Raw genomic sequence first — 10,853 nt, 5'->3', positions numbered from 1 at the left:
CCTCGTACTGGGCGTACGAGGACGATCCCGACAACGCGGCGAGCGTGCGTGCCAGGCGTCGCGGGGCAGGCGGGACTTTCGAAACACGCCCTAGGTGTTCTGTCCACGGAGGTTGGTGACAGGGTTCACGGCTGATTGATCTTGAAATGGGTGAGGGCCTTCTGGCCTGGTGTGGATTGCGACATCTGCACCGGCGACCAGAAAGGCCCTCGTGCCTCACCGTAATGCACCCCTGACCGAGACCGGACGGCTGCGTCTGGCCCGCTGCGTCGTCGAGGACGGCTGGACCCTGCGCAGGGCCGCCGAACGCTTCCAGGTCTCGCCCACGACGGCTCAGCGGTGGGCCGGCCGCTACCGCGAGCTGGGCGAGGCGGGCATGACCGACCGGTCCTCGCGCCCGCACCACAGCCCGCGCCGGACCCCGACCCGTACCGAGCGGCGTATCGGCTTCATGTCCCGCCGGTCTCCCTGAGGAGGCGGCTGGTGGTCTTGTCGTGGTAGCCGAGGGCGTCCGCGACGACGGGTGCGGGCAGTTCGAGGAGTTGCTGGCGGATGGCGGCGCCACGTGCTGCTGCGGCCGGGATCCCGGCCTCGTTCAGGAGCGCGGACAGGTGGTCGGGGCGGGCTGGTTGTCCTGCCCGGCGGCCCGGGAAGAGCCATCGGGAGGCGGGGTTGGTGGCGGTGTTCATGTTGTCGCGGTTCGCTATGTGCTCCAGCAGCAGAGCGGCGACCGGTGCGGGCACGGGGGAGGCGGGTTCACCGAGCCCGGACTCCGGCACCGTCCGTGCAAGGGAGGTACCCAGTGGGACGTGCGGAACCGTCTTCAGTAGGTTCTGCGGATGCGGCAATTCGCGGACATCGAAGACCTGTCGGGGCTCGTGCGTGACGCGCTGGGAGCGGGATGCCACGTTGTCGCGGTAGATCGGTTGCGCGGGGGAAGCAAGAAAGGGGTGTACCGAGTCCGCGTTGATGGAACTCGCATCGCCAGTGTGATCGTCTACAGCTGGGCCGAAGCGGAGAACTTCTGGCTAGGAGCGCGAGAGGCCGACCCGGCTGATCCGTTCGCGCCAGCCTCCGGGCTGGTCCCGTTCCTGACCGCGCAGCGAAGCTTGGACAGCCTGGGGGCACGGGTTCCGCGGGTACTCCTGGTGGATGACAGCCGGCGCCGCTATCCGGCGGACGTCGCCGTGGTCGAGGATGTCTCCGGCGGCACGCTCGAAGCACTCTTCGAAACCGATCCCACGCGCGCCTTGGGAACCCTGGGCGATCTCGCCGAGATGCTTGAGGTGATACACCGACACCGAGGCCAGCGCTACGGCAGGGTGGACCTGCTGGAGCGAAGCGGATCCGTGTCCGAGGTCTCCTGCGAGCGGCGGGTCCTCGACCGCGCCCTGCGGGACCTTGAGGAGGCGGCGGGGCGCGACGGCCGCATCGCGGCAGTTGGCGCTGCATTGCGCGACCGTCTGCAGGAACTGGCCGATCGGGTGAGTCCTCGCACGGAATACGGACTGATCCACGGAGAACTCGGACCCGACCACGTCCTGGTCGACGCCGACGGGCACCCCGTCCTGATCGACATCGAGGGGCTGATGTACTTCGACGTCGAATGGGAGCACGTCTTTCTCCAACTCCGCTTCGGCGAGCGGTACACAGCTCTGGCCCAGCCTGGTCTCGATCCGCAGCGGCTCGACCTCTATATGCTCGCGATGCGTCTGTCGCTGGTGGCCGGTCCACTGCGTCTCCTCGACGTTGACTTTCCCGACCGGGCGTTCATGCAGGGCATCGCCGAGCACCACGCGAAAGAAGCACTGGCGCTCCTGCCGTTGATGTAGCTTTCCGAGGTGCACGGCCGCGCAGAACACTTTCGGTCTCCAGCGCGGCCTGCATCAGGTGCTGCGTGATCGCGGGCAGCAGCCCGCCCTCGCCCACCAGCTTCAGCCCGCCGGCGCGGACCTGGTCCTGCGCCAGCAGCGTCAGCGCGGACCAGCGGACGGCTGAGGCTCTGTTCTTCTGCGTGTCAGCCGGCGCGACGGACGGCGATGACGTTGTCGGTGACGGTCGCGATCTGATCGTTGGGGCCGGTGGCGGTCCGCCGGGGTGCGTCGGCGCGTTCGACCGCCCAGGTGTCGTCGAGGTGGAGCGAGGCGATGACGTCGTCGGGGGTGGGATAGCGGATGTCCTGGCCGGCCTGCCAGGACCAGGGTGCGGCGGAGGCGTGTTCGATCACGGTCAGCAGTCCGCCAGGAGCCACGGCCTGGGCGGCGCGGCGCAGGACGTGCTCGCGGGGGATGGTGATGGGGGTGTGGAAGTAGGTGGCGGTGACCAGGTCGTAGGTGCCGTCGGGGAACGTTTCGGCGAGGTCGTGCCGCTGGGGGTGGACGCGGTCGGTGACGCCGGTGGCCGCCGCGCCTGCGGCGACGCGGTCGAGGGCGGTCTGGGATACGTCGACGGCGGTGACGTCCCAGCCCTGGGCGGCGAGCCAGAGGGCGTCGCCGCCGTGGCCGCAGCCCAGGTCCAGGGCGGTGCCCGGGGCAGGGGCGAGGTCGGCGAGCAGGGCGGTCAGGACGGCGTTGGGCTTGGTGCCCCACTGCGCGTCCATGCCGGCGTAGTGCTTCTCCCAGAACGTGGCGGAGTCGCTGGCGCTGTTCATGTACGGGGCCTTTCGGTGCAGGCGGTCAGGAGGCGGGGGTGGCGTTGCGTCGGCTTTTGACGAGGAGGCCGCGGGTCGCCGGGCGCTGGGCCGGGCCGCTGGTACGACACTGCGATGGCCGCTGCCGGAGTTGCAAAGTTTCATGCCGCTTCAGCATGCTGAGGGGTGTGAGCACCGAGAAGAAGGACCTGCTGGCCGCGCTCGGGCCGCGGCTGCGGCAGCTGCGCCGGCGGCACGATCTGACGCTGGCCGAGCTCGCCGAGCAGACCGGGATCAATGAGAGCACGCTCTCCCGCCTCGAAGGCGGCACCCGCAAGCCGACCCTGGAGATGCTGCTCCCCCTCGCCGAGGTCTACGCGGTGCCCCTGGACGAGCTCGTCGGGGCGCCGCGCACCGGGGATCCGCGTATCCATCTCAAGCCGGTCACGCGTGACGGCATGACGTTCGTGCCGCTGAGCCGGCCCGGCGGCGTCCAGGCCCACAAGCTCCTCATCCCGCCCCGGCCCGACACCGAACCGCAGCTAAGTACCCATGAGGGCTTCGAATGGGTCTACGTCCTCTCCGGCCGCCTACGCCTGCTGCTGGGCGACCAGAGGGTGATTCTCAAGCCCGGTGAGGCCGCCGAGTTCGACACCCACGTGCCGCACTGGCTGGGTCCCGACGACGATCGCACCGTGGAACTCCTGATCCTCTTCGGCGCCCAGGGAGAGCGGGCCCACCTCAAGGCCCGCACCACCTGACCTTCACCCGCAGGCAGCAAGAACACCCGCGCCGCTCAGCCACCGTCCACGAGACCGTCCAGACCATGCACGCGCACGCCCAGCACCCGCCGCGACATCTCGGCCTCCATTGCCCCGCCGAACACGTCGCCGCCGGGGACCGCAGTACGGGAAGCGGCCGCACGGTCGGCGTCGGCCATCAGCAGGTTCATGTTGACCGCCGCTGCCGCGCCGACTCCGGCCGCCATGGCCTGGGGAACGCCCGCCAGCACGTCGCTGACGTTGCCCGCCGCCCACACCCCCGCGATCCCGGTGAAACCGGAGCTGTCCACCGCCACCTGCTCACCGATCCCCATCGGATGCTCCCGCACCTCCAGACCGAGACCGTCGAGGAAACCGGCACGTGCCATGAACCGCGGTGCCACCACCAGCTCCTGAACCGGCACCACCACACCCGACACCAGACGCACCCCCGCCAGCCGGTCTTGTTCGTCGACGACCAGGCCCTCGATCCGGCCCTCGACCACGCCGACGCCCAGACCGGCCAGCTGCTCCCACTGTCCCTCGGCCAGCTTCGTACCCTTGTGCAGGAACAGGGTGACGTCCTTAGACAGCTGCCTGAACAGCAGCGCCTGATGGAAACTGCCGAGCACGCCGATGGCCCGGTCGCGCACCTCCCAGCCGTGGCAGTACACGCAGTGCAGGACGTCGCGCCCCCACCGCTCGGCCAGCCCCGGCACATCCGGAAGCTCGTCGACCAGCCCCGTCGTCACCAGCACCCGCCGGGCCCGCACCCGCTGCCAGTCCTCGGTCACCACCGAGAACTCCTCACCGTCCCGGTGCACCTGCGCCACCCGGCCGGAGACCACCCGGCCGCCGTACGCCGCGACCTCCTGCCGCCCCAGGCGCAGCAGTTCCAGCGGGGAGATGCCCTCCCGGCCCAAAATGCCGTGCGCACCGACACCGACGGCCGGGGCATTGCGGGGCTCGCCCGCGTCGATCACCAGCACCGACCGGCGCACCCGACCCAAGGTCAGCGCCGCCGAAAGACCGGCCGCCCCGCCCCCGACCACCACGACGTCCCAGGCCGTCCCGTCCACTCGCGTCATCTCTAGCTCGTTCATGACCCCACCCTGCGACCCGGCCACGCAGTACGGCAAAGTCGCATGCCGTTTCGGCAAGGAGAACTGAAGCCGCTGTCCCGGTCCTGCTCTCCCGGAGCCGCAGCGAAGCTGACCTGTGACAGCGAAAGCGAAGTTTGATGGTTTGCCACCGAAGTTTGACCGTGTGTCGGGCAGGGCTATGGCCTGGATGGATGCAGAGTGCGTCGGTCTGTCGGGAGGCTGGTCTGTGCAGATGCGCCTTGCGATTCTCGGGAGGGGGGTGAGGCAGCGCCCCGCAGGTTCAGCGGGAACGGGGCGGCTTTCAACAGGACTGTCACGGGGGCTGCCTGTTCCTTGACCTTGCCCTGGGGTGAAAGCCGAGAGTGTGCATGGATCACATGAACAAACCGCGTGCGCGCCGGTGGCTCGACCACGCGATGAACGAGGGGGAATCTGTTGGACTCGCGCTGCGTCATTCTCGATATCGGTGGGGTACTGGAGCTCACTCCCGAGACGGGGTGGGTTGGACGCTGGGAACAGAGGCTCGGGCTGCCGACGGGTGCTGTGCACGAGCGGCTGGGAGAGGTCTGGCAGGCGGGCAGTATCGGGGCGGTCAGCGAGCCTGAGGTGCAAGATCGGGTGGCTGATCGTCTCCGTCTCGACGCTGTTGACGTGGAAGCCTTCATGGCGGATCTGTGGGCCGAGTATTTGGGAACGCCGAACAATGAGCTGATCACGTACGTGCGGGGTCTGCGGTCGCGGTGCAGGCTGGGCATCCTGAGCAACAGCTTTGTCGGTGCCCGGGAGCGGGAGGTAGCCGCGTACCACTTTGACGAACTGGTCGAGCAGATCGTCTACTCCCACGAGATCGGCGTTTGCAAGCCCGACTCGCGCGCCTTCGAGGTGACCTGTGCCCGGCTGGGAGTGCGCCCGGAGGACTGTCTGTTCGTCGATGACGTCGCGGTCAACGTCGAGGCCGCCCGGGCAGTCGGCATGCAGGCGCATTTGTTCGAGGAGAACGCGGGGACCATCGCGCGCATCGCGGACCATCTGAACGGGGAACTTTCGTTCTCCGGCTGACGCCGCTTGTCCAACAGCTCGGGCCGTGATCACGGGGGCGGTGCCGGCGTCACTGGGGTGAGCATGTCGTGCAGGTCGGCGGGGTCAATTGCAGCCAGGAGCGTGATGAGGTTGTAGGTGTGGCGCATGGGTCCGCGTGGTTGCTGATGCTGAAGTGCGATGCGGACGATGCGCCGGTCGAGTCCGTAGCGGGTGCTCAGCTGGTGCCGGTGGGCGCCGTCCCTGGTAGGCGTCGAACAGGAGCATGACGAGGTTGAGCCTGGTCGAGGAGTCTGTGAGCCGACGGTCGAGCGCCGTGGAGAAGATGCAGGTCCGAGTCGGGTCGGAGTCAACGCGTCCCGGGGCATCGGGGAGTGTCCGTCGCAGGTTGGCGACGGTCTGTCCGGTGACTTGAGCCAGCAGGTCGAGGTCCGAAGCCCCGTAACTGCCTCGTCGGCAAAGGACCTTGAGCAGGTCACCCGCTCCACGCTTCACGACGGCACCACCACCCCGGTCGGCCGCTGGAAGCTCTCAGAGACCAGCGGCGCGACGGCCGCCGACATCTCCGATGGGCTGGCTGCCGAGCGGAATTCAGGAAGCAAGGTGCACCACGGCTCGGCGCGGGACCCCGAACCGTTGATCGCTACCGGCCGGGACGGAAGCGGTGGCTCGCCTTCAACTCGCTTATGAATGACGCCCAGGAGGCCGCAGGGAATGCAAGCGCCGGGCCGTCCGCGTTCTTGCTGTCACGGACGGGGGCGACGCCGGGGAGCCCGTCCGCTACTTCTACGCAGTTGCCGCCCTCCTGATTGCTGTAGCTGCTCTTGCGCCAGTCGGCGCCGGTCAGATCGGGACGGGACACTCGCTCCACGGGGGTTGCCCTCCATCACGGATCGGATCATTTCGAGTGACATGAGCGGGGGCAGGGCTACTGCCCGCAGCCGATCGTAGGTCACCGCGAACCGGCTTACCTCCTCCGGATCGTCGATCAACTGTCCGTAATGGGCGCCCTCCGTGTAGGCAATTTCTGCGCCGTCCGGTAGGACCAGGACGGTCAGGGAACCACCCATCGCGTCGTGCTCCCCCTGGTCGAACGGAAGTACCTGCAGGGTGATGTGGGGGTCGTCGGCCGTGTCCAGTAGTCGGGTCAACTGGGCCTGCATGACTGCAGGGCCGCCGACGGGACGTCGTAGTACAGCCTCGTCAAGAACCACCCACAGGTCGGGGCGGTGGGGCGAGCGCAGGCGCTCTTGGCGTTCCAGGCGGGCCGAGAGCCGTTCTTCCAGGTGCTCTTCACTCTTGAGCGTCCGGCCGACGCTCAAGATCGCGCGTACTCTTTGGTCTGCAATAGCCCTGGCACTACGTGGGACGCGTACTCGCGGATCGTCTCCGCCCGTGCCGAGTGCGCCATGAAGGCCCGCGACCAGTCCGGGAATGCCTCCTGGTACACGTACGGCCACAGGTCGATCAGCAGGTTGTCCGCTACGAGAGCGGCGTCCAGGGCCCGCGCCAGTTCCAGCGTCGGTCTGGCACCGGACGAGCACTCGATCTGGGTGATCCGCCAGCTGACGACGTGCGTCCGGGCGACCACGCCCTGGTGCGCACGCTTCCCGCGTTGTCGTCGGTCGCCCAACTCCCCCATAGCCCTGAAGGCATGGGGGAACCCCCCTTCGCGTTGGCTCCCTCCTCCGCCTTGGAATCGCACGCACCAGACCGTGTCCGCTCTCCGATCGGAGGCCACCCGACAGGCTCTGAGCGGGCCCACATCCCCAACTCCCTGCGAATCGTTGGTCGAACCAGTAGCCCCAGCCACGTCCACTGCCTACCATCGATCACCGCAAGGTCTTGTGCACTGATGCACAAACTCTCCCCGGGAGGTTCCTTTGCACCGCCGCCGTCGCACCGCGCTCACCGTCTCCGCCGCCCTGCTCGTCGGCGCGCCACTCCTGACCGCCTGCGGCAGCCAGGACCACCCGGGCGCCGCGGCCCTCGTCGGCGGGGAACGGATCGAGGTGTCCACCTTGCAGGGCCAGGTGGCGGCCGTACGCGAGGCGCAGCGCGACTCGAAGGACGCGTCCCAGCTCATCGACAAGTCCGGGCAGCTCGGCCGGGCCAAGCTGCACGGCATGATCTTCGACCGGGTCCTGGACCGGGCCGCGCGGGACGCGGGCGTGACCGTCAGCCGCAACGAGATCCAGCAGATGCGGAAGGCGGCGGCCGCCCAGTCCGGCGGAGAGGCGCAGCTGCGGACGGCGATGCTCCAGCAGAGCTGGGTCGCCCCCGGCCAGATCGACGCCGTCCTGCGTGAGCAGGTACAGCTGACGAAGCTGGCCCAGGCGCTCGGCGCCGACCTTCAGCAGCCCGAGGGGCAGAAGGCCGTCGGTGACGCGCTGAGCAAGGCGTCGAAGGCGCTGAAGGTCGACGTCAATCCGCGCTACGGCGCCTGGGACGACAAGCAGACTCAGCTCGCCAACTACAAGGCCCCCTGGATCACCCAGGTGACCAAGCCCGCCGAGGCGGGAGCCGAGTCCGGCGTATAGAAGACCGTGGAGAACGGTTGCCCGACCGACCGGAGTAGATTCGAACGGTGAACGCTGAAGACCCCGGCTGTATCGTCCTGCTCACTGCCAGCCACCGCGTCGCGCCCGGACTCCTGTCCTGGCCGGCCTGGCAGACGCTGCACGCCGCCGACCGGGTGTTCTGCGCTGAGCAGGACAATCCGCAGCTGCCGTATCTGCGCGAGGCCGGCGTCGCCGTCGAGCAGGTTGCCCCCACCGCGCAGGAGCTTGTCGATGTGTGTGCGGGTGGCCGGAGCGTGGTCGTCCTCACGGGCGGCGAGGGCAATCAGCCGCTGACCGACGGGCTGGCCCGGCTCGCCGGTTCGGGCCGGGTGCAGATGCCGGACCTGGAGCTGCTGCCCGGTTCGTACGATCTGCCGGGTGCCCGGCTTCTCGACCTGGTCCAGATCATGGACCGGATCCGGACCGAATGCCCCTGGACCTCGCAGAAGACCCACGAGAGCCTCGCCAAGTACGCCATCGAGGAGGCGTACGAACTCGTCGAGGCGATCGAGGACGGCGACCGCGACGAGCTGCGCGAGGAGCTCGGGGACGTACTCCTCCAGGTTGTCTTCCATGCCAGGATCGCCGAGGAAGCGCGCCCCGAGGACGGAGACGAGCCGTTCTCCGTCGACGACGTGGCCGCGACCCTCGTAGAGAAGCTCATCCACCGCCATCCGCATGTCTTCGGCGACGAGACCGCCGAGACCCCGGAGGATGTGCACGCGCACTGGCTGCGGACCAAGGCCGTCGAGAAGCAGCGCGAGTCGGTCACCGATGGAGTCCCGCTCGGCCAGCCCGGCCTGGCCCTCGCGGCGAAGCTGGCCGGCCGGGTCCGTACGGCGGGGCTCGATGTGGCGCTTCCCACGGGCGACGGCATCGGTTACGAACTCCTCGCCCTCGCCGCACGCGCCGAACAGGACGGTGTCGACCCCGAGGCCGCGCTGAGGGCCGCGGGCCGGGCCTACCGGGATGCCATCCGGGCGGCGGAGGGCAACGGATAGCGTCGGGCTTCACCTGGGCATTCGCCACCGACCCGTACTCGGCCTACGCCTGGCTGAGCGATCAACCAGTCGAAGCCTCCGGCGTGAACTCCACCGGAAGGGTGCGCAGGCCCCGCATGATCAGCCCACCCCTCCACCGTAGATCAGCAGGGTCCACCGCAAGCTGAAGGTCCGGCAGGCGGCGGAACAACGTCTCCAAGGCAGTGCGTCCCTCCAGTCGGGCGAGCGGCGCTCCGAGGCAGTAGTGGATGCCGTGGCCGTACCCCAGGTGTTGGTTGTCTCGGCGGGACAGGTCGAGTGTGTCGGGGTCATCGAAGCGTGCCGGGTCGCGGTCGGCCGCAGCGAGCACGACGAGCACGGGGTCGCCCTTTCGGATTGGCTGTCCCCCGATTTCGAGCGTCTCGGTGGCGTACCGCCAGGTCGCCAGTTCTACCGGACCGTCATAGCGCAGCAGCTCCTCCACGGCGCTATCGAGGAGGGAGTCATCGCGTTGCTCGACTGCATTCTGGAAAACAGACCGCTGAATGGGGTTTCGGAAGAAGGCGTGGGCGCTGTTGCCGATCAAGTTAATGGTCGTTTCGAAACCCGCGAATAGGATCACGAAAGCCATGGCGGCGGCCTCGTTCTCGGTGAGGTGCTCGCCGTGGTCGCTGGCCCGGATCAGGTCAGAAATCAGGTCGTCGCCGAGGTTCGCACGCTTCTTATGAATCAGCTCGGCGAGGTAGGCGCGGATCTTCTTCACCGACCGGGCGACGCCACCGCGCGGGCCCTGGCCGTGCCGGATCATCATGCCCGCCCAGTCCCGAAAATCGTCCTGGTCCTCGGTCGGCACCCCCAGCAGATCGCAGATCGCGTAAATCGGCAGCGGGAAGGCGAACTCGTGGATCAGCTCCGCCTCGCCGCGCCCGGCAAAGCCATCGATAAGGCCGTCCGCCAGCTCTTGGACTCTGGGCGCGAACTCGGCGACTCGGCGCGGGGTGAACGCCTTGGAGACGAGGCGGCGCAGCCGGGTGTGGTCGGGCGGGTCGATGTTCAGCAGATGTGTCATGAGCCCGGCACCGCGCTCCCCGGGAATACCGGTCTTGGTGCGGCCCTGGGCGTCATCCGCGTGATGTTCGGGGTTTTTCGACAGCCTGGCGTCGGCGAGCGCCTGTCGAGCGTCCACGTAACGGGTCACGAGCCAGGCCTCCACCCCGGACGGCAGTTCCGTCCAGTGCACGGGCGTGTGCTCGCGCAGCCAGGCGTAGGCGGGGTACGGGTCGGTTGCGAACTCCCAGGAGAAGAGTTCCGGAGTCGGAATGTGGTTCACCTGGCGACGGTATCGGGCGTCTCGGCCGGCCCCGGCTAACTGAAGGTCAGCTACGGCGGCTGGCCGGGTGGAAGAAGAGTCGTGCGGCGAGCCGTACTTCAACGCCAACGACATCGAGAACACCGTATGGCGCGAACTCGCCAAACTCATGAAGGACGAGTCCCGCCTACAGGCGATGGCAGCACCGCTCGCGCGACTGGAGGGGCAGGCCGCGCTCGCCACGCTTCTGAAGCGCCTTCCGGACCTGCTTCTTGCGGTGAAACCTACCGATTTGCGGTGGCGTGGCGGGCTCCTCATGCGCGGACTGCGCACGCTGCCCGTGGAGTTCACACCGGGGGCCGCCCTGGCGCAAGATGACACTCCGTCAACGCTGTGACTTTCACGTGATCTGCGCTGCATCGACTTGTGACACACGTTCGAGTCCAGTTAGGTTCACCGTTCGACTCACCAG

General features: G+C 68.3%; 10 protein-coding genes and 3 pseudogenes. 7 read left to right on the top strand and 6 right to left on the bottom strand.

Translation table 11 applies throughout. From position 1 onward, the window contains the following. Positions 1–211: 211 nt before the first annotated feature. Positions 212–445: pseudogene (locus ABT115_RS29020) on the top strand (leucine zipper domain-containing protein); the annotation flags it as partial. Between the two features lie 4 nt (positions 446–449). Here ABT115_RS29020 and ABT115_RS29015 read toward each other — a convergent pair. Beyond that, a complete protein-coding gene (locus tag ABT115_RS29015) occupies positions 450–779 on the bottom strand; it encodes a hypothetical protein (protein ID WP_351795885.1) in 330 nt (109 codons plus the stop codon). Positions 780–839: 60 nt separating this feature from the next. Here ABT115_RS29015 and ABT115_RS29010 point away from each other — a divergent pair, with 60 nt between their 5' ends. Then, positions 840–1,832, top strand: a complete 993-nt coding sequence (locus tag ABT115_RS29010) for a phosphotransferase family protein (RefSeq protein ID WP_351795883.1) — start codon at positions 840–842, stop codon at positions 1,830–1,832. A 185-nt stretch (positions 1,833–2,017) separates the two neighbouring features. Here ABT115_RS29010 and ABT115_RS29005 read toward each other — a convergent pair whose 3' ends face one another. After that, positions 2,018–2,650 (bottom strand): class I SAM-dependent methyltransferase, encoded by a 633-nt coding sequence (locus tag ABT115_RS29005; protein WP_351795880.1) that lies wholly within the window; start codon positions 2,648–2,650, stop codon positions 2,018–2,020. Between the two features lie 155 nt (positions 2,651–2,805). Between ABT115_RS29005 and ABT115_RS29000 the strand changes: the two genes are divergently transcribed. After that, positions 2,806–3,390: a helix-turn-helix domain-containing protein gene (locus tag ABT115_RS29000; RefSeq protein WP_502969185.1), complete on the top strand. Its 585-nt coding sequence runs from the start codon at positions 2,806–2,808 to the stop codon at positions 3,388–3,390. Between the two features lie 35 nt (positions 3,391–3,425). Here the strand turns inward: ABT115_RS29000 and ABT115_RS28995 are convergent, their stop codons facing one another. After that, positions 3,426–4,493, bottom strand: a complete 1,068-nt coding sequence (locus ABT115_RS28995; RefSeq protein WP_351795873.1) for an NAD(P)/FAD-dependent oxidoreductase — start codon at positions 4,491–4,493, stop codon at positions 3,426–3,428. Positions 4,494–4,928: 435 nt separating this feature from the next. On the opposite strand from ABT115_RS28995, the gene ABT115_RS28990 reads away from it, so the two are divergent. Beyond that, positions 4,929–5,552 (top strand): HAD family hydrolase, encoded by a 624-nt coding sequence (locus tag ABT115_RS28990; RefSeq protein WP_351795871.1) that lies wholly within the window; start codon positions 4,929–4,931, stop codon positions 5,550–5,552. A 622-nt stretch (positions 5,553–6,174) separates the two neighbouring features. On the opposite strand, the gene ABT115_RS28985 is transcribed toward ABT115_RS28990, so the two are convergent. Further along, positions 6,175–6,402 (bottom strand): DUF397 domain-containing protein, encoded by a 228-nt coding sequence (locus tag ABT115_RS28985; RefSeq protein WP_351795869.1) that lies wholly within the window; start codon positions 6,400–6,402, stop codon positions 6,175–6,177. Between the two features lie 82 nt (positions 6,403–6,484). Then, positions 6,485–6,942, bottom strand: a pseudogene (locus ABT115_RS30975) (DUF5753 domain-containing protein); the annotation flags it as partial. A 472-nt stretch (positions 6,943–7,414) separates the two neighbouring features. Here ABT115_RS30975 and ABT115_RS28975 point away from each other — a divergent pair. Both ABT115_RS28975 and ABT115_RS28970 read left to right on the top strand, forming a co-directional pair. Next, positions 7,415–8,071, top strand: a complete 657-nt coding sequence (locus ABT115_RS28975) for a SurA N-terminal domain-containing protein (protein ID WP_351795867.1) — start codon at positions 7,415–7,417, stop codon at positions 8,069–8,071. A 47-nt stretch (positions 8,072–8,118) separates the two neighbouring features. Beyond that, positions 8,119–9,093: a nucleoside triphosphate pyrophosphohydrolase gene (locus ABT115_RS28970; protein WP_351795864.1), complete on the top strand. Its 975-nt coding sequence runs from the start codon at positions 8,119–8,121 to the stop codon at positions 9,091–9,093. 61 nt (positions 9,094–9,154) lie between these two features. On the opposite strand, the gene ABT115_RS28965 is transcribed toward ABT115_RS28970, so the two are convergent. Then, entirely contained in the window at positions 9,155–10,516 is a 1,362-nt protein-coding gene (locus tag ABT115_RS28965) for a cytochrome P450 family protein (RefSeq protein ID WP_502969184.1), read from the bottom strand. Positions 10,517–10,577: 61 nt separating this feature from the next. Here ABT115_RS28965 and ABT115_RS28960 point away from each other — a divergent pair. Continuing rightward, positions 10,578–10,778 (top strand): annotated as a pseudogene (locus tag ABT115_RS28960) (cytochrome P450); the annotation flags it as partial. Between the last annotated feature and the right edge of the window lie 75 nt (positions 10,779–10,853).

Source organism: Streptomyces sp. NPDC001832 (assembly GCF_040297265.1).
GTDB lineage: Bacteria > Actinomycetota > Actinomycetes > Streptomycetales > Streptomycetaceae > Streptomyces.
The sequence above is the reverse complement of the archived record's forward strand: the minus strand, read 5'-3'. Positions and strand labels throughout refer to the sequence as shown.